This is a genomic window from Streptomyces sp. NPDC058662, from assembly GCF_042716255.1.
Classification (GTDB): domain Bacteria; phylum Actinomycetota; class Actinomycetes; order Streptomycetales; family Streptomycetaceae; genus Streptomyces.
Genome location: NZ_JBHXRU010000033.1, coordinates 13,490 through 36,496 on the forward strand (window position 1 = coordinate 13,490; position 23,007 = coordinate 36,496).

Below are 23,007 nucleotides of genomic sequence, written 5' to 3' on the forward strand. Positions count from 1 at the left end.
GTACCGGAATTCCGCGGCCGGGACGACCGCTTGTACGCCGCGCGTCCGGACCAGTACTCTCCGTGTCCCATGCGACACAGGACGTGCGGCAATCTTCCCTCGGAGCTGAGCGGGTTCGTCGGGCGGGGTGCCGAACTGTCGGAACTGGGGCGGCTGCTGGAGTCCTCCCGGCTGGTCACGGTGACCGGCGTGGGCGGGGTGGGCAAGTCCCGGCTGGCCCTGGCCGCGGCCCGCGGGATCCGCGAGGGGGACCAGCAGGAACGCTACTGCGACGGGGTCTGGCTCGCCGAGCTGGCCGGCGTGCGGGACCCGGCGCTGCTGGAGCTGACCCTCGTGGAGGCCCTGGGCCTCACCGACCACACCACGCGCCCGCCCCGGACCGTACTCGCGGAGCACCTGGCGGGGCGCCGGCTGCTGCTGCTCCTGGACGGGTTCGAGCAGCTGGTCGACGAGACGGCGGAGCTGGTACGGGAGCTGCTGCTGCGCTCCCCCGGCCTGCGGGTGCTCGCGGCGGGCCGGCGCGCGCTGGACCTGGACGGGGAGCTGGTCCTCCCGCTGGCCCCGCCCGCCCCCGAGGAGGCGCTGGCCCTGCTGGTCCGGCGGGCGGCCGCCGCCGACCCGGGCTTCACGGCGACCGGGGAGGACCGGGAGGCGCTGGCCGAGCTGTGCGCGCGCCTGGACGGGCTCCCGCTGGCCCTGGAGCTGGCGGCCGGGCGGCTGCGGACGCTCGCGCCCGCGCAGGTGCTGGCCCGGCTGGAGGACCGCTTCGCGCTGCTGACGGGCAGCGCCCGCGGGGTGCTGCCCCGGCACCGGACGCTGCGTACGGCCATCGGCTGGAGCCACGAGCTGTGCACGGCCGCCGAGCGGCTGCTGTGGGCCCGGCTGTCGGTGTTCGCCGGGCAGTTCGACCTCGACGCCGTCGAATACGTGTGCGCGGGTCCGGACCTCCCCGTGGACACCGTGCTCGACGTGCTCGGCGAGCTCCTCGCCCAGTCCCTGCTGGTCCGGGAGGCGACCCCGGCCGGGGTGTGGTATCGGATGCTGGAGACCGTGCGGCTGTACGGAGCGGGCTGGCTGGAGTCGCTGGGCGACGCGGAGCGGCTGCGCCGGCGCCACCGGGACTGGTACATGGGGCTGGCCACCTGGTGCGAGCTGGACTGGTTCAGCCCCCGCCAGGCGGAGGTGGCCGCCCTCGTGGAGACGGAGCTGCCGAATCTGCGGCTCGCCCTGGAGTGCTGCCTGGACGAGCCGGACGAGGCGCACCTGGGCCAGTACCTGGCGGGCACGCTCTGGTTCTACTGGGCGGGCTGCGGGCGGCTGGCCGAGGGGCGGCACTGGCTGGACCGCTGCCTGGAGCCCGCCGCCGCCCGGGCGGGGCGGCCGGCGCAGACCGGTCCGGCGCCGGCCGCGGAGCCGGAGTACGAGAACGCCCGCCTCAAGGCCCTGTGGGTGCTCGGCTACGTCGCGGCCCTGCAAGGGGACTCGGTGGCCTCGATGAGCGCCCTGTACGAGTGCCGGGACGGCGCGGCCCGCGGCGAGAACCCGCTGGCCGCGGCCTACGCGGTGCACCGCCTGGGCTGCCTCGCGCTGGTCTCGGACGACATGGGGCGGGCACGGGAGCTGCTGGGATCGGCGCTCGGGCGCTACCGGGCGGTCGGGGAGCTGAACAGCAACGTGCTGATGTGCCAGGTGGAACTGGCGATGGCCATGGCCTTCCAGGGCGATCTGCCGGGGGCGCGGACCCTGTGCGAGGAGGTCCGGGAGATCTGCGAGGAGCGGGGGGAGCGCTGGACGAAGGCGTACGCCCTGTACGTGCTCGCGTACGCGGCCCTGGACACGGGCGCCGCGGCCGAGGCGCGGCGGCTGCTGACGGAGTGCGTGGCCATCAACCACGCCTTCCACGACCTGGTCGGCCTGGTGCTGGCGCTGGAGCTGCTGGCGCTGGTCACGGCCGCCGAGGGCGACCCGGCCGAGGCGGCGCTGCTCCAGGGCGCCGCGGAGCCGCTGTGGGAGGGGGTGGGGCTGAGGCTGTTCGGTTCGGGGTACTTCAACGCCCCCCGGCTGATGTGCCGGGAGCGGGCGGGCGAGGCCTTGGGCGCCGAGCGGTACGAGGCGTACGCCGCCGACGGGCGGTCGCTGGACCGCGAGGCCCTGGTACGGCGCACGCAGGCGGGGCCGAACAGCGCGAAGCCCGCCGCCCCCCGGAGGGGACGACGGGCTTCGACCAGCCTGTGAGGGCTACGCCTGCATCAGCGGGCGTAGTACTCGACGACGAGCTGCTCGTCGCAGATGACCGGGATTTCCTTGCGGTTCGGGTCGCGGTCCAGGCGGAAGGCCAGGGCCTTCAGGTTGACCTGCAGGTAGCGCGGGGTCTCGCCCTCGCCTGCGTAGCCACCCTCACGGGCGACCTGGAACGGAACCTTCTCGCGGCTGCGCTCGCGCACGGTCACGACGTCGTCCGGGCGGACACGGAACGACGGCTTGTCGACCTTGTCACCGTTGACCTCGATGTGGCCGTGGACGACCATCTGGCGGGCCTGGTAGATGGTGCGGGCAATGCCCGAACGCAGCACCAGGGCGTCGAGACGACGCTCAAGCTCGACGACCAGCGCCTCGCCCGTCTTGCCTTCGGCCTTCTTGGCGCGGTCGTACGCGCGGGCCATCTGACGCTCAGAGATGTCGTACTGAGCGCGCAGACGCTGCTTCTCCAGCAGACGAACCTTGTAGTCCGAGTTCTGCTTGCGGCCACGGCCGTGCTCGCCCGGCGGGTAGGGGCGGGCCTCGAAGTACTTGACGGCCTTCGGGGTCAGCGCAATGCCGAGGGCACGCGACTTCTTGACCTTGGGTCGCTTCTGGTTCACGTGGAACCTACCTCCATGTAAGTTAGGTGAGGCTTACCTTAGCGAGGAGGACGTAATGTCTCGACCACATGGGATCCCCCTGCCCAGTGCGCGTCGAAGTTCAGATTCCAACGAAACGGAATCTGCTTTCGACGACGATAAGCAAGGTCAGCCGCGTCCCAGGGAAGGCGTTCGGCAGCTCACCGGAGCCGAACGCGTACGAACCCTCGTAGAGTCCAACGCCTCAGTATCCCTCACCCTGCCGGGTGCTCGTGACACGCACGAACCCGACGAGTTCGGGACGGGGATGCCGGTCGCACGGACCGTCACCCCGGACGGGGACGTGATTCTCCTTGTTTCCGGGGAATCCGCGGCTGCCAGGGCTGCCGCTCACGCCCAGGACGACGACCTCACCGCCGTGATCGAGATCACGGACGTGGCGCCGGTGTCCGTGCCCCATCGTATCCGAGGCCGCGCCTGGCTGGCCGGGTGGCTGACGCCCGTGCGCGGGGACGACCGCGCGGCCTGCGCGGCCCTGCTCGCCGAGCGCCACCCGGTGGGCGAGGTGCTCGGACTGGGCGACCCCGCCGACCTCCCCCACTCCGTCCGGCCGGCCTGGATGATGCTGCGGCTGGAGGTCGGCGAGATCTCGGTGGACGACCTGTGGGGCGCCGAGCACGTGGACCCGGACGACCTCGCCTCGGCGGAGCCGGACCCGATGGTCGCCCACGAGACGGAACTGCTCCAGCACCTGCACGCCTCCCACGGCGACCGGCTGGGCGAACTGGCCGGCCTGCTGGGCCCCCGGGAAGCGCGCGGCGCGAGCGCCGTCCCCCTCGCGCTGGACCGGCTCGGCCTGCGCGTGCGCTTCCCCGGCGGCGGCTCCGGGCCCTTCGACGCCCGCTTCGACTTCCCGGAGCCGGTCGCGGACATCTGCGGCCTGCGCCGCGCGATGCACACCCTGTTCGCGGCCGCCTCGCACCGCTAGGGCCGTCTGTTTCGCATGCTGCCGGGCTCGCGGGGCGCCGCCCCGCGGCCCGTCCGGCCGGGCCCTCGTCAGGTACCGCCGCGCAGCCGTTCCCGCACCTTCTCCACCACGTCCGCGTAGCGCGCCTCCGCGCCGTACCGCGTCGGCTCGTAGTACCGCTTGCCGTGGATCTCGTCCGGGGCGTACTGCTGGGCCGCGATGGCCCCCGGCACGTCGTGCGGGTACACGTACCCCTGGGCGTGCCCCAGCTTGGCCGCGCCCTTGTAGTGGCCGTCGCGCAGGTGCGGGGGCACGGAGCCGGCGACTCCGGCCCGGACGTCGGCGAGGGCCGCGCCGATCGCGGTCGTGGCGGTGTTCGACTTCGGGGCGAGCGCGAGCGCGATCGTGGCGTGGCTCAGGGTCAGCGCGGCCTCCGGGAATCCGATCATGGCCACCGCCTGGGCGGCGGCCACCGCGATCGGCAGCGCCGTCGGGTCCGCGAGGCCGATGTCCTCGCTCGCCGAGATCATCAGGCGCCGGGCGATGAACCGCGGGTCCTCGCCCGCCTCGATCATCCGCGCCAGGTAGTGGAGGGCGGCGTCGACGTCCGAACCCCGGATCGACTTGATGAGCGCGCTCGCCACGTCGTAGTGCTGGTCGCCGTCCCGGTCGTACGTGACGGCCGCCCGGTCGACCGCCTCCTCCACGGTCTGGAGGGTGATCTCGTCCTCGCCCTTGGCGATGGCCGAGCCGGCCCCCGCCTCCAGGGCCGTCAGCGCCCGCCGGGCGTCGCCGCCGGCGATCCGCAGCAGGTGCGCCTCGGCGTCCGCCGGCAGGGACACGGCCCCGCCGAGGCCGCGCTCCTCGGTGAGCGCCCGGCGCATCAGCGCGCTCAGGTCCTCGTCCGTCAGCGGTTCCAGGGTGAGCAGCAGCGACCGGGAGAGCAGGGGGGAGATGATCGAGAAGTACGGGTTCTCCGTGGTGGCCGCGATCAGCGTCACCCAGCGGTTCTCGACGGCGGGGAGCAGTGAGTCCTGCTGCGCCTTGCTGAACCGGTGGATCTCGTCGAGGAAGAGGACGGTCTCCTTGCCGTACCCGCCCGCCGCGCGGCGGGCGCCCTCGATGACCGCCCGGACCTCCTTGACGCCCGCCGTGATGGCGGACAGCTCGACGAACCGCTTCTGCGTCGCCTGGCTGACCACGTAGGCCAGCGTCGTCTTCCCGATGCCGGGCGGACCCCACAGGATCACGGACGACGCGCCGGCGGGGCCTCCGGCTCCCTCCCCCACCAGGCGCCGCAGCGGCGAGCCCGGCTTGAGGAGGTGCTGCTGGCCGACCACCTCGTCCAGGGTGCGCGGACGCATCCGGACGGCGAGCGGGGAGCTCGCGGGATCCTTCTCCTGGCGCGCTTCGGCGGCTGCGGTGAACAGGTCTGGTTCCACACAGGAAGCCTATGCGAGGCCGCCGACAGTCCCGGCCGGGCGGCTCAGGAGGTCCAGAAGTCCCACCAGCGGGTCAGGATCAGCATGCCGATGATCCCGACGTGCAGCACGGGCGGCACCCAGGCGAACTCGTCCAGGAAGGCCCGCAGCCAGCCCGGGGCCGGCAGCAGCCGCTCGCGCACGGTGTGCGCCGTCACGTACCAGAACAGGAAGATCGTGGCGACCCAGGCGAGGCAGCACCACAGGCACAGGGAGTTGATGTTGTACAGCGACTGGTAGGTGAGCCAGGCGCAGAAGACGACGCCGAAGAGGGCGCCCGCGTTGAACGTGAGCCAGTACCAGCCGCGGAAGCGGGCCCCGGCGAGCAGGCTCACGCCGACGCAGACCACCATGCCGTAGGCGACCAGGCCCAGCATCGGGTTCGGGAAGCCGAAGACGGCCGCCTGGTCGCTCTTCATGATGTTGCCGCAGGAGACGATCGGGTTGAGGCTGCAGCCGGGCGTGAAGTTCGGGTCCTCCAGCAGCTTGAACTTGTCGATCGTGATGATCCAGGCGGCGAGCAGACCCGCGGCCCCCGTGATGACCAGCAGCAGGGCCAGGGCCCGGCTCCCGCCGTACCTCCGCGGCGCGGTGTCCGCGCCGGCGCTCGTTGTCGTCATACCCGCCCGCTCCACATCTGCAAGGTGATCAAGCACCGGCCATTGTGCCGTACGGGGCCTGCCCGCGGCCGTCGGTCCGGGACGGGGACGGGGCGGGAGAGTGGCCCTCCCGCCCCGTCCGTACCGCGTCCGTACCGAGCCGCGCTCAGGCCAGGCGGGCCCGGACCGTCTCGACGAGGTCGGCCAGCGGTACGGCCGTCTGCTCGCCGGCCTCCATGTCCTTGAGCTGCACCACGCCCTCGGCGAGGTCCCGCTCTCCGGCGACCACGGCGAACCGCGCGCCCGAGCGGTTGGCGTCCTTCATGGCGCCCTTGAGGCCCTTGCCGCCGTAGGAGAAGTCCGCGGCGACGCCGGCCCGCCGCAGCTCGGTGACCTTGCCGAACAGCACCCGCCGGGCCTCTTCGCCCAGCGCCACCGCGAAGACCGAGGTGGTCGCGGGGAGGTCGAGCTCGACGCCCTCCGCCTCCAGGGCCAGCACCGTGCGGTCGACGCCGAGCGCCCAGCCGACGGACGGCAGGGCCGGTCCGCCGATCATCTCGGACAGGCCGTCGTAGCGGCCGCCGCCGCCCACCGCGGACTGCGAGCCCAGCCCGTCGTGGACGAACTCGAAGGTGGTCCGCGTGTAGTAGTCCAGCCCGCGCACCAGCTTCTCGTCGTCCTCGAAGACGACCCCGGCCGCGGTGACCAGCGACCGGACCTCCTCGTGGTACGCCTTGCAGGCGTCGCACAGGTAGTCCCGCAGCATCGGCGCGCCCACGAGCTGCTTCTGCACGTCGGGCCGCTTGTCGTCGAGTACCCGCAGCGGGTTGATCCCGGCCCGGCGGACGGTCTCCGGGTCGAGGTCCAGCCCGCCGAGGAAGGACTGGAGCGCCTCCCGGTAGACCGGGCGGCACTCCTTGTCGCCCAGCGAGTTCAGCAGGATCCGGAAGTCGCGCAGGCCCAGCGAACGGTAGGCCTGGTCGGCCAGGATGATCAGCTCGGCGTCCAGCGCCGGGTCCTCGGCACCGATCGCCTCGGCCCCGACCTGGGAGAAGTGGCGGTAGCGGCCCTTCTGCGGGCGCTCGTAGCGGTAGTACGAGCCCGAGTACCAGAGCTTGACCGGCAGGTTGCCCTGCTTGTGCAGGCTGGCCTCCAGGGCCGCGCGCAGCACCGACGCGGTGCCCTCGGGCCGCAGGGCCAGCTGGTCGCCGCCCTTGGTCTCGAAGGCGTACATCTCCTTGGAGACGATGTCGGTGGACTCGCCGACACCGCGGGCGAACAGGCCCACGTCCTCGAAGCCGGGCGTCTCGATGTAGCCGTAGCCGGAGTTGCGCAGCGGGGCGGCGATGGCCTCGCGCACCGCCAGGTACTTCACGGAGACCGGCGGAATCAGGTCGTACGTGCCCTTGGGGGCCTTGAAGGTACTCACGAAGCTCTCGTCACATTCCTCGTCGTGGGGCGGCCGTGCCGCCCCTGGGGCCGGCGGCGACCTCCCGCAGGTACGGGTTGGTCGCGCGCTCGCGGCCGATGGTGGTCTGGGGACCGTGTCCGGACAGGACCACGGTCGAGTCGTCGAGCGGCAGGCACACGCGGGCCAGCGAGTCGAGCATCTCGGCGTGGGAGCCGCCGGGCAGGTCGGTGCGTCCGATGGAGCCGGCGAAGAGCAGGTCTCCCGAGAAGAACACCGGCGGTACGTCGGCGAGCTCGGGCATCCCGAAGGTCACCGACCCCCTGGTATGGCCCGGGGCGTGCGCGACGGAGAAGTCCATTCCGGCCAGTCTCAGGGCGGCCCCGTCGGTCAGCTCGCGGACGTCGTCCGGCTCGCCCACGGTCAGCTCGCCCATGAGCGGCATCCCGATGGAGCGGCCGAGGGCCTTCTCCGGGTCGCTCATCATGTAGCGGTCCTCGGGATGGATCCAGGCCGGTACGTCGTGTGCTCCGCACACCGGGACCACCGAGGCCACATGATCGATGTGGCCGTGGGTCAGCACGACCGCGACGGGCTTGAGCCGATGCTTCCTCAGCGTCTCCTCGACACCCTGGGCGGCCTGGTGGCCCGGGTCGATGATGACGCACTCCTCACCGGCGGCGGGGGCGACCACGTAACAGTTGGTCCCCCAGGCCCCGGCGGGGAACCCGGCAATCAGCACGTTCGTCCTCAATCGTCGTCCGGTGGGAGGCTGCAGATCCGAATGCTGCTGCTCAGAGCCTACCGGCGCCGCTCATTACACAGCGAACCCATATACGGTACGGCCTAGCCCAGCCCGGACAGCAGTACCAGAGACGCACAAGGAGACGACCCGGTGGTCACGAGCGATCAGCGACGGCGACAGCTCGCCAGGGAGAAGTACGAGCGCCAGCAGCAGCGCCGGGCCGAGGCCCGGCAGAAGGCCCGGCGGCGCGCGGCGGTGATCGGCGCGGCGGTGGCCGTGGTGGTCGCGACGCTGGTCGGCCTCGTCGTGGGCGGTGTCTTCGACTCGGACAAGAAGGACCAGGCGGCGGACCCGGCCGCCAGTCCGTCGGCCGCGCCGACGCCGCAGCAGTCCCCCTCGCCCGAGATGGCGATCGACCAGAAGGCGAAGTACGCCTTCGCGCTGAAGACGAGCGCGGGCGACATCAACGTCACGATGGACGCGGCGAAGACCCCGCAGACCGTCAACTCCTTCAAGTCGCTCGCCGACAAGGGCTACTTCGACAACACGAAGTGCCACCGCCTGACGTCCGGCGGGATCTTCGTGCTCCAGTGCGGTGACCCGCAGGGCACCGGCACGGGCGGCCCCGGCTACACCATCCCGGACGAGAACCTCGACTCCCTGGGCAAGCCCAACGACCAGGGCCAGGTCGTCTACCCGGCGGGCACCGTGGCGATGGCCAACACGGGCCAGCCCGGCTCCGGCGGCAGCCAGTTCTTCCTCGTCTACAAGGACAGCCCGCTGGCGCCCTCGTACACCCCCTTCGGCACCATCGACCCCGCGGGCCTGAAGGTCCTGGAGGAGATCGCCAAGGCCGGTACGGCGGACGGCGGCCAGGACGGCGCCCCGAAGAACGAGGTCAAGATCGAGAAGGCTTCCGTGACCAAGGGCTGAGGCCCGCCGCGGCCCCGGGCCGGGCGCTCCCGTCCGCACGCCGAGATTCCGTCGGGCCGGATGCGGACAGCCGGCCCGGCGGTCGCCTATGTTGGCGTTGTGCAGGGCGGGCGCGGCCCGCCCCAGGAAACTGTGGACGATGCCCAGGGGGAGAACCCCTCGCAGGCATCAGGTGGAGGAGGCGCTGTGAGCAGCGACCCGTGGGGCCGAGTCGACGAGACGGGCACCGTGTACGTGCGTACTGCCGATGGCGAGAAGGTCGTCGGCTCGTGGCAGGCGGGCACCCCTGAGGAGGCCCTGGCCTATTTCGAGCGCAAGTACGAAGGCCTGGTGGTCGAGATCGGCCTCCTCGAAAAGCGGGTGCGGACCACTGATCTGTCCGCCAAGGACGCCCAGACGGCGATCGACCACCTGCGCACGCAGGTGGACGAGCACCACGCCGTGGGCGACCTCGACGCCCTGCGCGTACGCCTGGACAAGCTGGTCGCGACGGTCGAGTCCCGGCGCGAGGAGCGCAAGGTCCAGCGGGCCAAGCAGACGGACGAGGCCCGTGCGGCCAAGGACGCGCTGGTCGTGGAGGCCGAGCAGCTGGCGCAGAGCGACCAGTGGCGCAGTGCGGGTGAACGGCTGCGCGCCCTGGTGGACATCTGGAAGGGTCTGCCGCGCCTGGACCGCAAGTCGGACGACGAGCTGTGGCACCGCTTCTCGCACGCCCGCTCCGCCTTCTCCAAGCGCCGCAAGGCGCACTTCGCCTCGCTCGACGCGCAGCGCGAGGACGCCCGCAAGGTGAAGGAGAGGCTGGTCGCGGAGGCCGAGTCGCTGTCGAAGTCGACCGACTGGGGTCCGACGGCCGCCCGCTACCGCGAGCTGATGGCGGACTGGAAGGCCGCCGGACGGGCGCAGCGCGAGTCCGAGGACGACCTGTGGAACCGCTTCCGCGGCGCGCAGGACGTGTTCTTCGCGGCCCGCAGCGAGGTCTTCGCGGAGCGCGACGCCGAGCAGGTGGAGAACCTCAAGCTGAAGGAGGAGCTGGCCGACGAGGCCGAGAAGCTCCTCCCGGTGCGGGACCTGAAGGCGGCCCGGGCCGCGTTCCGCTCCCTCAACGAGCGCTGGGAGGCCGTCGGCCACGTGCCGCGCGACGCCCGGCCCAAGGTCGAGGGCCGCATGCACACGGTCGAGCGGGCGATCCAGGAGGCCGAGGAGGGCGAGTGGCGTCGTACGAACCCGGAGGCGCGGGCCCGTGCGGCCGGTCTGACCGGTCAGCTGCAGGCCGCGGTGGACAAGCTGCGGCAGCAGATCGACGCCGCGCGCGCTGCGGGCAACAACGCCAGGGCCGACAAGCTGGCGCGTGAGCTGGAGGGCCGCCAGGCCCTGCTGGACCAGGCGCTCAAGGGCCTGGAGGAGTTCGGCGGCTGACGCCCCGGACCCGCGTACGGCGGTGGGCGCCACCCCCTCGGGGATGGCGCCCACCGGCGCGTGCGGGGTCCTCGCCGGCTACGGGCGCCGGGCCGAGGTCACGCGGTAGACGTCGTAGACGCCCTCGACGCCCCGGACGGCCTTGAGGACGTGGCCCAGGTGCTTCGGGTCGCCCATCTCGAAGGTGAACCGCGAGGTGGCCACCCGGTCGCGGGAGGTCTGGACGGCCGCCGACAGGATGTTCACGTGCTGGTCCGACAGGACGCGGGTGACGTCCGACAGCAGCCGGGACCGGTCCAGCGCCTCGACCTGGATGGCCACCAGGAAGACCGAGGACTGGGTGGGCGCCCACTCGACCTCCAGCATCCGCTCGGGCTCCTGGGAGAGCGAGTCCACGTTGACGCAGTCCGCGCGGTGCACCGATACGCCGCTGCCCCGCGTCACGAATCCGATGATCGGGTCGCCCGGGACCGGGGTGCAGCAGCGGGCCAGCTTGACCCACACGTCGTCGACGCCCTTGACGACGACGCCCGGGTCGGTGTTGCTGCGCCGCTTGGTGCGGCCCCGCGCCGGGGAGATGCTCTCCTCGATGTCCTCGTTGGCCGCTTCCTCGCCGCCGAGGGCCGCCACCAGCTTCTGCACGACGCCCTGCGCGGCCACGTGGCCCTCGCCGATCGCCGCGTACAGCGAGGAGATGTCGGGGTAGCGCATCTCGTGCGCCAGGGTGACGAGGGAGTCGCCGGTGAGGATGCGCTGGATCGGCAGGTTCTGCTTGCGCATGGCCCGCGCGATGGCGTCCTTGCCGTGCTCGATGGCCTCGTCGCGGCGCTCCTTGGAGAACCAGCCGCGGATCTTGTTCCTGGCCCGCGGGGACTTGACGAAGCCGAGCCAGTCGCGGGACGGTCCGGCGCCCTCGGCCTTGGAGGTGAACACCTCGACCAGGTCGCCGTTGTCGAGGGTGGACTCCAGCGGGACGAGGCGGCCGTTGACCCTGGCCCCTATGGTCCGGTGGCCGACCTCGGTGTGGACGGCGTACGCGAAGTCCACGGGGGTGGCGCCGGCGGGCAGCGCTATGACGTCGCCCTTGGGCGTGAAGACGAAGACCTCGTTGCGGGAGAGGTCGAAGCGCAGGGAGTCGAGGAACTCGCCCGGGTCCTCCGTCTCCTTCTGCCAGTCCAACAGCTGGCGCAGCCAGGCCATGTCGTTGACCGTGTCGTGGCCCGCGCTGCCCTTGGCCGTCTGCGGGACGTCGGTGCGCACCTTGGAGGTGCCCGCGACGGTCTGCTGCTTGTACTTCCAGTGCGCGGCGATGCCGTACTCGGCCCGGCGGTGCATGTCGAAGGTGCGGATCTGGAGCTCGACCGGCTTGCCGCTGGGCCCGATGACCGTCGTGTGGAGCGACTGGTACATGTTGAACTTGGGCATCGCGATGTAGTCCTTGAACCGGCCGGGGACCGGGTTCCAGCGCGCGTGCACCGTGCCGAGGGCCGCGTAGCAGTCCCGGACGGTGTCGACGAGGACGCGGATGCCCACCAGGTCGTAGATCTCCGCGAAGTCGCGGCCGCGGACGATCATCTTCTGGTAGACGCTGTAGTAGTGCTTGGGGCGCCCGGTGACGGTGGCCTTGATCCGCGCCGCCCGCAGGTCGGTCTGCACCTCGTCCGTGACGACGGCCAGGTACTCGTCGCGCTTGGGGGCCCGCTCGGCCACCAGCCGGACGATCTCGTCGTACATCTTGGGGTAGAGGATCGCGAAGGCGAGGTCCTCCAGCTCCCACTTGATGGTGTTCATGCCCAGCCGGTGCGCCAGCGGGGCGTAGATCTCCAGGGTCTCGCGGGCCTTCTTCTCCTGCTTCTCCCGCTTGAGGTACCGCATGGTGCGCATGTTGTGCAGCCGGTCGGCGAGCTTGATCACCAGGACGCGCGGGTCCTTGGCCATGGCGACGACCATCTTGCGCACGGTCTCCGCCTGGGCGGCCTCGCCGAACTTGACCCGGTCGAGCTTGGTGACGCCGTCGACGAGCAGGGCCACGGCGTCGCCGAAGTCGCGGCGCAGGTCCTCCAGCCCGTACTCGGTGTCCTCGACGGTGTCGTGCAGCAGGCCGGCCATCAGGGTGGCCGGGTCCATGCCGAGCTCGGCGAGGATGGTGGTCACCGCGAGCGGGTGGGTGATGTACGGGTCACCGCTCTTGCGCTTCTGGCCCCGGTGCCAGCGCTCCGCGACCTGGTAGGCCTGCTCCAGCTGGCGCAGCGTGGTCGTCTCGATCTTGGGATCGTTGCTGCGGACTATGCGCAGAAGCGGTTCCAGGACCGGGTTGTACGGGTTGGAACGCTGCACGCCGAGCCGGGCGAGGCGGGCCCGCACCCGGTTGGAGGACCCGGCCGACTTCGCCGGCGCGGGCTTGACCGGCGGGGCCGGCGGGGGCGTGGCGGCGGGCGCCGCGGCCGGCTCGGCCTGCGGATCGGGCTGCGCGGCGGAGAGTGGCTGGACCTCGTCTGGCAAGAGCGCTCCTCTGGGGGTCCCCCCGGGCGGAGTCCGGGGGGAGGATCCGGTGCCCCGGTCAGGTCCGGATAAACCATGGTAGCGAGGGTTCGCCGCCCCCGTTCCCCGAGGCCGCCCACCGATCAGTTCCGGCCGCGGCTCTCTTTCGGCCGCGCCCCGCGGGAGGGGCGGCGGCCGGGGACGGAGCGGAGCCCCCGGCGCTCGGCGGCACACGAAAGCGGCGGGCACCCGGGACATCCCGGACACCCGCCGCTTCGCGCGCAAAGAGGTCAGACCACGATCAGCGCGTCCAGCGGAGCCCCGCCGAGCGCACCGGCCAGCGCGGCCCGGCCCGGGAGGAACGACAGCTCCATCAGGACCGCCACGCCCGCGACCTCGGCCCCGGTCCGCCGGATCAACTCCAGCGAGGCCCGCGCGGTGCCGCCGGTGGCCAGTACGTCGTCGATGACCATGACCCGGTCACCGCCCGCCAGGTCCTCCGCGTGGATCTCGATCTCCGCGGTCCCGTACTCCAGCTCGTACGCCTGCGCGAGCGTGGCGCCCGGCAGCTTCCCGGCCTTGCGCACCGGTACGAAGCCGATCCCGGCCTGCACGGCGACCGGGGCCGCCAGGATGAACCCGCGCGCCTCCAATCCGACGATCTTCGTCGCGCCGTACCGTCCGGCCAGCTCCACCAGCGCGTCCGTCAGCGCGGCGAACGCCTTCGGGTCCGCCAGCAGCGGGGTGATGTCCTTGAACATCACGCCCGGCTTCGGGTAGTCCGGGACGTCCTTGATCCGGTCGAGCAGCAGCGCCCGTACGTCCTCGGACAGCGGCGCCGTCACCGGCGCCGCCCCGGCCGGCCCTGCGCCACGACCTGCTGGTCGTCGCCGGACTGGTAGCCCTCGTCACCGGACTCGCCCCGCGCCGCCGAGGCCGAGCGCTTGGCGAGCACCCGCTTCTTGAGCGCCTTCATGGCGGGCTCGCGCTCCTTCAGGTCCACGACCAGCGGGGTCGCGATGAAGATCGAGGAGTACGCGCCGGCCGCGAGGCCGACGAACAGGGACAGCGAGATGTCGTTCAGCATGCCGGCGTCCAGGAAGCCGCCGCCGATGAACAGCAGGGCCGCGACCGGGAGCAGCGCCACGACCGTGGTGTTGATCGAGCGGACCAGCGTGCCGTTGATGCTGCGGTTGGCGACCTCGCTGTACGTCCAGCGGGTCTGCTTGGTGATGTCCTTCGACCCCTCCTTGAGACCGTCGAAGACGACGACGGTGTCGTAGAGGGAGTAGCCGAGGATCGTCAGCAGACCGATGACCGTACCCGGGGTGACCTCGAAGCCGACCAGCGCGTACACGCCGACGGTGATCGTGAGGTCGTGGATCAGCGCGATGAGCGCCGCGACCGCCATCCGCCACTCGAAGGCGATGGCGAGGTAGATCACCACGAGGACCATGAAGACGCCGAGGCCGGTCCAGGCCTTGTTCGCGATCTGGGAGCCCCAGCTGGGGCCGACCAGGTCCGCGTTGATGTCGGCTTCGGTGACCTTGAGGTCGGTGGCGAGCTGCTTCTTCACCTCGGTCGCGGCGGCGGTGTCGACGCCCGAGATCTGGATCCGCAGGCCGCCGGTGCCGAGCTCCTGGACGATCGCGTCGTGGCCCGAGGCCTTCTCCGCGTCCTCGGTCGCCTGCGCGACGGAGACGGCCGTCTTCGGGGTGGTGAAGACGGCACCGCCCTTGAACTCGATGCCCATGTTGAGGCCCTGGACGGCCAGGGCGACGATCGCCGTGATGGTGATCAGGATGGAAACGCCGTACCAGAGGAAACGCTTGCCGACGAAGTCGTAGCCGACCTCACCGCGGTACAGCCTGGCGCCGAGATCTCCCAGCTTCGACATCTCTCACGCCTCCTTTGCTTCGACGGGGGCGGGAGCGGAACCGGTGGTGCGGGACCGGCGCAGCGGGGGCTTGGCGCCCAGCCGCTTCGGGTCCAGCCCGGACCACGGGTGGCCGCTGGAGAAGAACTTCGTCCGCGCGAGCAGCGTCATGACCGGCTTGGTGAAGAGGAACACCACGACCACGTCGAGCAGGGTCGTCAGACCCAGGGTGAAGGCGAAGCCCTGCACCTTGCCGACGGTGACGATGAAGAGCACCGCGGCCGCCAGGAACGACACGAAGTCCGACACGAGGATGGTGCGCCGGGCACGCGGCCAGGCGCGCTCGACGGCCGGACGCAGGGTGCGGCCCTCGCGGATCTCGTCGCGGATCCGCTCGAAGTACACGATGAACGAGTCCGCCGTGATGCCGATCGCCACGATCGCGCCGCAGACGGCGGGCAGGTTCAGCGCGAAGCCGATGCCCTTTCCGAGCAGCGCCATGATCGTGTAGGTGAGGATCGCCGACACCAGGAGCGAGATGATCGCGATGAACGCCAGACCGCGGTAGTAGACCAGCAGGTAGATCACCACGAGGAGGAGGCCGATCGCACCCGCGATCAGGCCCGCCCGCAGCTGCTCGCCGCCGAGCGCGGCGGTGACGGTGGTGACGCTGTCCTCCTGGAAGGACAGCGGCAGCGCGCCGTACGAGAGCATGTTGCCGAGGTCCTGAGCGGACTGCTGGGTGAAGCCGCCGGAGATCTGGGCGTTGCCGCCCATGATCGCGCTGCTGACGGACGGGTCGGAGACCACGTCGCCGTCGAGGACGATCGCGAACTGGTTCTGCGGGGACTGCTTGGCGGCGAGCTCACCGGTGACCTTGGCGAACGCGTCGGAGCCGCGGTCGTTGAAGTCCATGGTGACGATCCAGCCGCCGGCCTGCGGGTCGATGACGCCCTTGGCGCTCTTGACGTCCTTGCCCTCGACGGCGGCCGGACCCAGGACCCACTTGCCCCAGGCCTCTCCGCGCTTGCCGCACGCGAGCGTCGGCTCCTCCGGCTTGACGCCCTTGCCGACGGCGGCGCGCTGCGCCTCGTCGGCGCAGTTCAGGGCGGCGAACTTGGCCTGGAGCGCGGCCGCGGCGGCCTCGTCGCCGGTGGGCGGCGCGGACGGCGTCGGGGCCTGGTTGTCGTCTGCCTTCTTCGACTCGCTCGCCGCGGGCGAGGGAGTGGGGGCGTTCGGGGCCTTGAGGGCCTCACTGAGCGCGCGGCCCTGGGAAGTGGCGCTGGACGACGGGGTTGCGGAGGGACTGGCCTTGGCGCCGTCCTCGGCCTTGGGGGCACCGGAGGCGCTCGGGGAGGGGCTCGGGCTCTGCGTGCCCTCGGGGACGGCGGGGGCGCCGTCCGCGAAGGCGAGCACCGGACGGAAGTACAGCTGGGCGGTGGTGCCGACCTGCTCGCGCGCCTGCTTCTCGTTCATCCCCTTGGGGATGTTGACGATGATGTGGTCGCGGCCCTGGGTCTGGACCTCCGCCTCCGACACGCCGAGACCGTTGACGCGGCGCTCGATGATGCCGACCGCCGTGTTCATATTGGTCTCGTTGACGGCGTTCTCTTTGCCGGGCTCGCTCTTGGCCTTGAGCGTGATGCTCGTTCCGCCGGCGAGGTCGATGCCGAGCCGGGGAGTCGTCTGCTTGGAGAGGAACATCCCCGCGGTGAGCGCCACCATCGCGATCAGGATGATCGCCAGGGCACGCCCCGGCCTCCCCTGAGCCCCCGTGGGCCGCCGGCCCTTCTTCGGTGCTGCCACCTTGTCGTTTCTCCCTGTCCAACCGTCCCGCGCCGGGTCAGCGCGCGGACGGCCACGAAATGTGTGGTGGGGACCCCTGCCCCCCGCAGAAGTGTCACAGGCGGGGACCGCGTCGGCCGCCGGTCAGGCGCCTGGGCGGTCCCCGGCCGAGCGCTACTTCGCGCCGGCCTCGCCGTCGGCCTTGCCGTCGTCGCCGTCCTTGGGCTCGTCCTTCTTGCCCAGGTCGAGCTTGGGCGCCTCGTCGTCCTTGGCCGGGCCCGTCTCGGGGGTTCCGGTCAGCGAGGACGCGTCGTCCGGGACGGCCGGCGTGTCGCTGGCGGCGTCGTCGTGGATTCCGTGGACGATGCGGTTGTACTCCGCGTCCTCCAGGACGGCGCCGATGGAGTTCTTCGCGAAGAGCGCGTGGACCCCGGGGGCCACCTCCAGGGTGACGGTGTCGTCACCGACTTCCTTCACCGTGGCGTACATGCCGCCGATGGTGCGGACCCCGGTGCCGGGCGTCATCTGATCGCGCATCTGCGCGGCCGCCTGCTGCTTCTTCTTCGCCGAACGGGTCATCAGGAACATCGCCCCGATGAGCACGATGAACGGGAGGAAAGTCACGAGACTACTGTTCACGGGACGGAGATCCTTCGCACGACCGCACGCGGACGGCGGCCATTTCTACGGGGGTGGGCATGCCGCCCTGAAAGGTCGGCATCGGCGGAGTCTAGGCGAGTCCGCACCGATGGAACAACGCCCAGCATGGCACCGCAGTTCCTGAGGGGTCTAACCTCCGCGCCGTCAGGCCCCGAACAAGCCCTGTTGTCCGCTTGATCCGCTCCCGCCGTGCTGGGGCGGTACGAGTCCCAGGTGGGCCCAGGCGGCGGGCGTCCCCACCCGGCCCCTGGGCGTGCGCGCGAGCAGGCCCTCGCGGACCAGGAAGGGCTCGGCGACCTCCTCCACGGTCTCGCGCTCCTCGCCGACGGCGACGGCGAGAGTGGACAGCCCGACGGGACCGCCGCCGAAGAGCTTGAGGAGGGCCTCCAGCACAGCCCGGTCCAGCCGGTCCAGGCCGCGCTCGTCCACCTCGTACACCTTGAGCGCGGTGGCCGCCACCGCCCGGTTGACCACGCCGTCCGCCCGGACCTGGGCGTAGTCGCGGACCCGGCGCAGCAGCCGGTTGGCGATGCGCGGGGTGCCCCGGGAGCGGCCGGCGATCTCCGCGGCGCCAGCGGTGTCGATCTCGACGTCGAGGAGCCGGGCCGAGCGGTGGATCACCCGCTCCAGCTCCTCGGGGGCGTAGAACTCCATGTGGCCGGTGAATCCGAAGCGGTCTCGCAGCGGCGGGGGCAGCAGCCCGGCGCGGGTGGTGGCGCCGACGAGGGTGAACGGCGGCAGCTCCAGGGGGATGGCGGTGGCCCCGGGGCCCTTGCCGACGATCACGTCGACGCGGAAGTCCTCCATGGCCATGTAGAGCATCTCCTCGGCGGGCCGGGACATGCGGTGGATCTCGTCGAGGAAGAGGACCTCGCCCTCCTGGAGGGAGGAGAGGATGGCGGCGAGGTCGCCGGCGTGCTGGATGGCGGGGCCGGAGGTGATCCGGATCGGTGCGCCCATCTCGGCCGCGATGATCATCGACAGCGTGGTCTTGCCGAGGCCGGGGGCGCCGGAGAGCAGGACGTGGTCCGCGGTGGCCCCGCGCTGGCGGGCGGCCTTGAGGACGAGGTCCAGCTGCTGGCGGACCTTCTCCTGGCCGACGAACTCGCCGAGGTCCTTGGGCCGCAGCGCCGCCTCGACGGCGGTGTCCTCGCCGTCGGCGGCCGCCGCGACGAGTCGCTCGGTCTCGGCGTCGCTCTCGGCGTCGCTCTCGTCGTACCGGTTCACGGTGTCAGTCTGCCTTCTGGGGGTGCGCGGTGGTCTGTCGGGTGAGGCGCCGCAGCGGGTCAGCGGGCCCGGTTCAGGGACTGCAGGGCGGCCCGCAGGAGCTGCGGTACGGGGGCCGACCCGCCGGCGGCGATGGCGGCCTCGGCCTGCGGGGCCACCGCCGACACCGCTTCCTCCGCCTCCCGCGACGCGTAGCCGAGGCCGATCAGCGCGGCGGCGAGCTGCTCGCTCCAGGGGGCGGGACCCGCGGCCGCGGCCCGCTGCGCTCCGACGAGGCCGCTCGTGCCCAGGGGCTGGCCCAGCTTCCCCTTCAGCTCCAGCAGCAGCTTCTGCGCACCCTTCTTGCCGATGCCGGGGACGGCCGTCAACGCCTTCTCGTCGCCGGTGGACACCGCGAGGCGCAGGGCGTCGGGGCTGTGCGCGCCGAGCATCGCCTGGGCGAGCCTGGGCCCGACCCCGCTGGCGGTCTGCAGCAGCTCGAAGACCTGGCGCTCGTCGTCGTCGGCGAAGCCGTACAGCGTCAGGGAGTCCTCCCGGACGACGAGGGAGGTCGCCAGCCTGGCCTGCTCGCCCGTGCGCAGCCCGGCGATGGTGGCCGGGGTGCACTGGACGGCCATGCCCACCCCGCCGACCTCGATCACGGCCACGGTGGGGGCGAGGGCGGCCACGGGGCCGCTGACGAAGGCGATCATCGGGTTCGGCCTTTCGAGGTGTGCAGGGCGACCGCCTGCTGGAGGCGGTTCTGGGCGGGGGCCCGCCAGATGTGGCAGATGGCGAGGGCGAGCGCGTCGGCGGCGTCGGCCGGCCTGGGTGGCGCCGCCAGTCGCAGCAGCCGGGTGACCATGGCGCCGACCTGGGCCTTGTCGGCACGGCCGCTGCCGGTCACCGCGGCCTTGACCTCGCTCGGGGTGTGCAGGGCGACGGGTATGCCGCGGCGTGCCGCGCACAGCATCGCCACGGCGCTCGCCTGTGCGGTGCCCATCACGGTGCTCACGTTGTGCTGGCTGAACACCCGCTCCACGGCGACGACTTCGGGCCGGTGCTCGTCGAGCCACTCCTCGATGCCCTGCTCGATGGCGACGAGCCGATGGCCCAGTTCGGCATCCGGGGGCGTTCGTACGACCCCCACCGCGACCATGGCCAGCGGACGGCCGGCGACACCCTCGACGACACCGACGCCGCACCGCGTCAGTCCCGGGTCCACGCCGAGTACGCGCACCGCCCACCCCCTGTTCTTCGATCATCTGTCCGTGGCAGGCAGGCTATCCGCCGCCACTGACATCGCGCGCAACACGACGGCGGGCCGACGGGGGTGTGTCCCCGTCGGCCCGCCGGTGCCGCGTGTGGGCGGTGACGCGGGTCAGGCGTCGACCTTCTCCATGACCTCGTCCGAGACGTCGAAGTTGGCGAAGACGTTCTGCACGTCGTCGCTGTCCTCCAGCGCGTCGATCAGCTTGAAGATCTTGCGCGCGCCCTCTTCGTCCAGCTCGACCTGCATGGTGGGCAGGAAGTTGGAGTCGGCCGAGTCGTAGTCGATGCCGGCGTCCTGGAGCGCCGTGCGGACGGCGACCATGTCCGTGGCCTCGCTGATGATCTCGAAGCTCTCGCCGAGGTCGTTGACCTCCTCGGCGCCCGCCTCCAGCACGGTCTCCAGCACATCGTCCTCGGACAGCTCGCCCTTGGGCAGCAGGACGACACCCTTGCGGTTGAACAGGTACGAGACCGAGCCCGGGTCGGCCATCGAGCCGCCGTTGCGGGTCATGGCGACGCGGACGTCGGAGGCGGCGCGGTTGCGGTTGTCGGTGAGGCACTCGATGAGCACCGCGACACCGTTCGGACCGTAGCCCTCGTACATGATCGTCTCGTAGTCGGCGCCGCCGGCCTCAAGGCCGCCGCCGCGCTTGACCGCGGAGTCGATGTTCTTGTTCGGGACCGAGCTCTTCTTCGCCTTCTGGATGGCGTCGAAGAGCGTGGGGTTTCCATCGATGTCGGCGCCGCCCATACGGGCCGCGACCTCGATGTTCTTGATCAGCTTCGCGAAGAGCTTGCCGCGCTTGGCGTCAACCACGGCCTTCTTGTGCTTCGTCGTAGCCCATTTAGAGTGGCCGGACATCTGCCTGTCTCCTTCGCGTCACCAACAGTGTTCGCCTGCGATCCTACCGGGACCCCGTTACAGCGCCGCGCGCACCATGTCGACGAAGTACGCGTGAACACGGTCGTCGCCGGTCAGCTCGGGATGGAACGAGGTCGCCAGGACGTTCCCCTGGCGCACCGCGACCGTGTGGCCCCCGTACGTGGCCAGCACGTCCGCCGAGGCACCGACGGACTCGACCCAGGGGGCGCGGATGAAGACGCCCTCGACGGGGCCGCCCTCGACGCCCGCGAAGTCGACCTTCGCCTCGAAGGACTCGTTCTGCCGGCCGAAGGCGTTGCGGCGGACGATCATGTCGATGCCGCCGAGCGTCTCCTGGTCCTCGCGGCCGTCCAGCAGCTTGTCGGCCAGCATGATCATGCCGGCGCAGGTGCCGTAGACGGGCATGCCCGCGGCCACGCGCTCGCGCAGCGGCTCCAGCATGCCGAACAGCACGGCGAGCTTCGACATGGTCGTGGACTCGCCGCCGGGGATCACCAGGGCGTCGATCTCGGCGAGCTCCTCGGGACGCCGGACCGGCCTGGCCACGGCGTCCGCCGCGGCCAGGGCGATCAGGTGCTCCCGTACGTCGCCCTGGAGCGCCAGGACACCGATCACGGGGGTGGGGGTCATGGCCGGTTACCAGCCGCGGTTGGCGTAGCGCTCGGACTCGGGGAGGGTGTCGCAGTTGATGCCGACCATGGCCTCGCCCAGGTTGCGGGAGGCGTCCGCGATGATCTTCGGGTCGTCGTAGAAGGTGGTGGCCTTCACGATGGCGGCGGCGCGCTTGGCCGGGTCGCCCGACTTGAAGATGCCGGAGCCGACGAAGACGCCCTCGGCACCGAGCTGACGCATCAGGGCCGCGTCGGCCGGGGTGGCCACGCCGCCGGCGGAGAACAGCACGACCGGGAGCTTGCCGAGCTCGGCGACCTCCTTGACGAGCTCGTACGGGGCACGCAGGTCCTTGGCCGCGGCGAACAGCTCGTTGTTGTCGTAGCCGCGCAGGCGGGCGATCTCGTTCTTGATCTGGCGCAGGTGGCGGACGGCCTCGACGACGTTGCCGGTGCCGGCCTCGCCCTTCGAGCGGATCATGGCCGCGCCCTCGGCGATGCGGCGCAGGGCCTCGCCCAGGTTGGTGGCACCGCAGACGAAGGGGGTGGTGAACGCCCACTTGTCGGAGTGGTTGACCTCGTCGGCCGGGGTCAGGACCTCGGACTCGTCGATGTAGTCGACACCGAGGGACTGCAGGACCTGGGCCTCGACGAAGTGGCCGATGCGGGACTTGGCCATAACCGGGATCGAGACGGCCTCGATGATCTCTTCGATCATGTTCGGGTCGGACATGCGGGCGACTCCGCCGTCCTTGCGGATGTCGGCGGGCACCCGCTCCAGGGCCATGACCGCGACGGCGCCCGCGTCCTCGGCGATCTTCGCCTGCTCGGCGTTGACGACGTCCATGATCACGCCGCCCTTGAGCTGCTCGGCCATGCCGCGCTTGACGCGCGAGGTGCCGATGGCCGACTCAGGCGACTGGGGGGAGGTGGGAAGCGTGCTCACGGATGACCTCACTCGAAGGAAACTCGAAAGGAAAGACGGGTACGACAGGTGCTACGGGTTCTACCTGACTGAGAGAACCCCACCCGACCAGTCCACAGCAAGGGCCAATGTGGAGCCGGTGGCCCCTTCATTTGTCCCCCGCGGCCCTGGACCGCTTCCTGGACCGCTTCCTGGACCGCCTCTTCCGGATCCTGCCGGCGCGATCCGGGAGACGGCCTACACGGGCCTCTCGGCGAGGTCGGCCGGGGGCTCGTCGTCCATCTCGAAGGCCAGCGGGAAGGGCGCGTGCCCGGCGAGGCGGAACCAGCGGACCTTGCGGTGCCTGCGCAGGGCCCGGGCGGCGCGTACGGAGTCGTTGTGGAAACGCCGGGCCATGGGCACGCGGCGCACGGCCTCGGCGAGCTCCTCGGTGGCCTCCGCCCCGCCGGGCGCCGCCTTCAGCTCGTCGACCTGGGCGACGTCCGCGAACACGGCCCGCAGGGCCTGGCTGAGCTCGCTCTCGGCGACCTCGCGGTGCTCCTCCTCGGCCTGCCGCGCGGCGTGCGCGGCCTCGTACAGCACGAGGGAGGAGGCGGGGTCGAGGACTCCGGACGTGGCGACCTCCAGGACCACCGAGGCCCGCCGCACCAGCTGCGCGTCGAGCGCGGCCCGGGCGGCGTCCATCCGCGAGTGCAGCCGGTCCAGCCGCCCGGCGGTCCAACTGAGGTACACCCCGACCACGGCCAGTGCCACGGCGGTCCAGACAAGGTTTTCGATCACGGGCGGCGACATTACCGCTCCCCGCGCCCCCCGCCCCCATCGCCCGCGGCCGCGGGGGCCCGGCCCGGCCGGGCGGCGGGCGCGTCCGTCGGGTCCGCCCCGTCGGTGCCGTCCGTCGGGTCCGCCGCGTCGGTGCCGTCCG

21 protein-coding genes are annotated in these 23,007 nt (G+C 71.7%); 4 read left to right on the top strand and 17 right to left on the bottom strand.

Features of this window, described 5'->3' with window-relative positions; all coding sequences use genetic code 11:
- Positions 1 to 69: 69 nt before the first annotated feature.
- Entirely contained in the window at positions 70 to 2,235 is a 2,166-nt protein-coding gene (locus ACFWUQ_RS14665) for an ATP-binding protein (protein WP_384537660.1), read from the top strand.
- A gap of 14 nt (positions 2,236 to 2,249) precedes the next feature.
- Here ACFWUQ_RS14665 and rpsD read toward each other — a convergent pair whose 3' ends face one another.
- Positions 2,250 to 2,861, bottom strand: a complete 612-nt coding sequence (gene rpsD, locus ACFWUQ_RS14670) for a 30S ribosomal protein S4 (RefSeq protein ID WP_384537663.1) — start codon at positions 2,859 to 2,861, stop codon at positions 2,250 to 2,252.
- Positions 2,862 to 2,916: 55 nt separating this feature from the next.
- Here rpsD and ACFWUQ_RS14675 point away from each other — a divergent pair, with 55 nt between their 5' ends.
- Entirely contained in the window at positions 2,917 to 3,828 is a 912-nt protein-coding gene (locus ACFWUQ_RS14675) for a DUF2470 domain-containing protein (RefSeq protein ID WP_384537665.1), read from the top strand.
- Between the two features lie 68 nt (positions 3,829 to 3,896).
- Here the strand turns inward: ACFWUQ_RS14675 and ACFWUQ_RS14680 are convergent, their stop codons facing one another.
- The 4 genes from ACFWUQ_RS14680 to ACFWUQ_RS14695 all read right to left on the bottom strand — a co-directional run bounded on the left by ACFWUQ_RS14680 (position 3,897) and on the right by ACFWUQ_RS14695 (position 8,037).
- Positions 3,897 to 5,249 (bottom strand): replication-associated recombination protein A, encoded by a 1,353-nt coding sequence (locus tag ACFWUQ_RS14680; protein ID WP_384537668.1) that lies wholly within the window; start codon positions 5,247 to 5,249, stop codon positions 3,897 to 3,899.
- A gap of 44 nt (positions 5,250 to 5,293) precedes the next feature.
- Positions 5,294 to 5,908 carry a vitamin K epoxide reductase family protein gene (locus ACFWUQ_RS14685; protein ID WP_384537670.1) on the bottom strand — a complete coding sequence of 205 codons (615 nt, stop codon included), beginning with the start codon at positions 5,906 to 5,908 and terminating at the stop codon, positions 5,294 to 5,296.
- 145 nt (positions 5,909 to 6,053) lie between these two features.
- Positions 6,054 to 7,316 (bottom strand): histidine--tRNA ligase, encoded by a 1,263-nt coding sequence (gene hisS / locus ACFWUQ_RS14690; protein ID WP_384537673.1) that lies wholly within the window; start codon positions 7,314 to 7,316, stop codon positions 6,054 to 6,056.
- A 10-nt stretch (positions 7,317 to 7,326) separates the two neighbouring features.
- Positions 7,327 to 8,037, bottom strand: a complete 711-nt coding sequence (locus ACFWUQ_RS14695) for an MBL fold metallo-hydrolase (RefSeq protein ID WP_384537676.1) — start codon at positions 8,035 to 8,037, stop codon at positions 7,327 to 7,329.
- A gap of 153 nt (positions 8,038 to 8,190) precedes the next feature.
- Between ACFWUQ_RS14695 and ACFWUQ_RS14700 the strand changes: the two genes are divergently transcribed.
- Both ACFWUQ_RS14700 and ACFWUQ_RS14705 read left to right on the top strand, forming a co-directional pair.
- Positions 8,191 to 8,973 carry a peptidylprolyl isomerase gene (locus ACFWUQ_RS14700; RefSeq protein WP_384537679.1) on the top strand — a complete coding sequence of 261 codons (783 nt, stop codon included), beginning with the start codon at positions 8,191 to 8,193 and terminating at the stop codon, positions 8,971 to 8,973.
- 186 nt (positions 8,974 to 9,159) lie between these two features.
- Positions 9,160 to 10,389: a DUF349 domain-containing protein gene (locus ACFWUQ_RS14705; RefSeq protein ID WP_384537681.1), complete on the top strand. Its 1,230-nt coding sequence runs from the start codon at positions 9,160 to 9,162 to the stop codon at positions 10,387 to 10,389.
- Between the two features lie 78 nt (positions 10,390 to 10,467).
- Here the strand turns inward: ACFWUQ_RS14705 and ACFWUQ_RS14710 are convergent, their stop codons facing one another.
- The 12 genes from ACFWUQ_RS14710 to ACFWUQ_RS14765 all read right to left on the bottom strand — a co-directional run bounded on the left by ACFWUQ_RS14710 (position 10,468) and on the right by ACFWUQ_RS14765 (position 22,877).
- Positions 10,468 to 12,891 carry a RelA/SpoT family protein gene (locus tag ACFWUQ_RS14710; RefSeq protein WP_384537684.1) on the bottom strand — a complete coding sequence of 808 codons (2,424 nt, stop codon included), beginning with the start codon at positions 12,889 to 12,891 and terminating at the stop codon, positions 10,468 to 10,470.
- A gap of 269 nt (positions 12,892 to 13,160) precedes the next feature.
- Positions 13,161 to 13,715, bottom strand: coding sequence for an adenine phosphoribosyltransferase (locus ACFWUQ_RS14715; RefSeq protein WP_384537687.1), 555 nt, complete (start codon positions 13,713 to 13,715; stop codon positions 13,161 to 13,163).
- Positions 13,712 to 14,767: a protein translocase subunit SecF gene (gene secF, locus ACFWUQ_RS14720; RefSeq protein WP_384537690.1), complete on the bottom strand. Its 1,056-nt coding sequence runs from the start codon at positions 14,765 to 14,767 to the stop codon at positions 13,712 to 13,714. The genes ACFWUQ_RS14715 and secF overlap by 4 nt, the downstream gene beginning before the upstream one ends.
- 3 nt (positions 14,768 to 14,770) lie before the next feature.
- On the bottom strand, positions 14,771 to 16,552 hold the full coding sequence (gene secD, locus ACFWUQ_RS14725; RefSeq protein WP_384537693.1) for a protein translocase subunit SecD: 1,782 nt from the start codon (positions 16,550 to 16,552) through the stop codon (positions 14,771 to 14,773).
- 153 nt (positions 16,553 to 16,705) lie between these two features.
- The gene (yajC, locus tag ACFWUQ_RS14730; protein ID WP_384537696.1) at positions 16,706 to 17,155 is read right to left on the bottom strand and encodes a preprotein translocase subunit YajC; all 450 of its coding nucleotides are present in this window, start codon (positions 17,153 to 17,155) and stop codon (positions 16,706 to 16,708) included.
- A gap of 180 nt (positions 17,156 to 17,335) precedes the next feature.
- A complete protein-coding gene (gene ruvB, locus ACFWUQ_RS14735) occupies positions 17,336 to 18,418 on the bottom strand; it encodes a Holliday junction branch migration DNA helicase RuvB (protein WP_384537699.1) in 1,083 nt (360 codons plus the stop codon).
- A gap of 59 nt (positions 18,419 to 18,477) precedes the next feature.
- Positions 18,478 to 19,110, bottom strand: coding sequence for a Holliday junction branch migration protein RuvA (ruvA, locus tag ACFWUQ_RS14740; protein WP_384537702.1), 633 nt, complete (start codon positions 19,108 to 19,110; stop codon positions 18,478 to 18,480).
- Positions 19,107 to 19,637 (bottom strand): crossover junction endodeoxyribonuclease RuvC, encoded by a 531-nt coding sequence (ruvC, locus tag ACFWUQ_RS14745; protein ID WP_384537705.1) that lies wholly within the window; start codon positions 19,635 to 19,637, stop codon positions 19,107 to 19,109. Before ruvC ends, ruvA begins: the two co-directional genes overlap by 4 nt.
- 141 nt (positions 19,638 to 19,778) lie before the next feature.
- Entirely contained in the window at positions 19,779 to 20,531 is a 753-nt protein-coding gene (locus ACFWUQ_RS14750; protein WP_215144356.1) for a YebC/PmpR family DNA-binding transcriptional regulator, read from the bottom strand.
- A 57-nt stretch (positions 20,532 to 20,588) separates the two neighbouring features.
- On the bottom strand, positions 20,589 to 21,182 hold the full coding sequence (pdxT, locus tag ACFWUQ_RS14755) for a pyridoxal 5'-phosphate synthase glutaminase subunit PdxT (RefSeq protein WP_384537709.1): 594 nt from the start codon (positions 21,180 to 21,182) through the stop codon (positions 20,589 to 20,591).
- A 6-nt stretch (positions 21,183 to 21,188) separates the two neighbouring features.
- Positions 21,189 to 22,106 carry a pyridoxal 5'-phosphate synthase lyase subunit PdxS gene (gene pdxS / locus ACFWUQ_RS14760; RefSeq protein WP_384537711.1) on the bottom strand — a complete coding sequence of 306 codons (918 nt, stop codon included), beginning with the start codon at positions 22,104 to 22,106 and terminating at the stop codon, positions 21,189 to 21,191.
- 216 nt (positions 22,107 to 22,322) lie between these two features.
- Positions 22,323 to 22,877: a hypothetical protein gene (locus ACFWUQ_RS14765; RefSeq protein WP_384537714.1), complete on the bottom strand. Its 555-nt coding sequence runs from the start codon at positions 22,875 to 22,877 to the stop codon at positions 22,323 to 22,325.
- Between the last annotated feature and the right edge of the window lie 130 nt (positions 22,878 to 23,007).

What these genes read in the sequence shown, in the direction of transcription:
- ACFWUQ_RS14665 (WP_384537660.1), top strand. Translation starts at nt 70, where the DNA reads ATGCGACACAGGACGTGCGGCAATCTTCCCTCGGAGCTGAGCGGGTTC.
- ACFWUQ_RS14675 (WP_384537665.1), top strand. Translation starts at nt 2,917, where the DNA reads ATGTCTCGACCACATGGGATCCCCCTGCCCAGTGCGCGTCGAAGTTCA.
- ACFWUQ_RS14685 (WP_384537670.1), bottom strand. Translation starts at nt 5,908, where the DNA reads ATGACGACAACGAGCGCCGGCGCGGACACCGCGCCGCGGAGGTACGGC.
- secF (WP_384537690.1), bottom strand. Translation starts at nt 14,767, where the DNA reads ATGTCGAAGCTGGGAGATCTCGGCGCCAGGCTGTACCGCGGTGAGGTC.
- ruvA (WP_384537702.1), bottom strand. Translation starts at nt 19,110, where the DNA reads ATGATCGCCTTCGTCAGCGGCCCCGTGGCCGCCCTCGCCCCCACCGTG.
- ACFWUQ_RS14750 (WP_215144356.1), bottom strand. Translation starts at nt 20,531, where the DNA reads ATGTCCGGCCACTCTAAATGGGCTACGACGAAGCACAAGAAGGCCGTG.
- pdxT (WP_384537709.1), bottom strand. Translation starts at nt 21,182, where the DNA reads ATGACCCCCACCCCCGTGATCGGTGTCCTGGCGCTCCAGGGCGACGTA.
- ACFWUQ_RS14765 (WP_384537714.1), bottom strand. Translation starts at nt 22,877, where the DNA reads ATGTCGCCGCCCGTGATCGAAAACCTTGTCTGGACCGCCGTGGCACTG.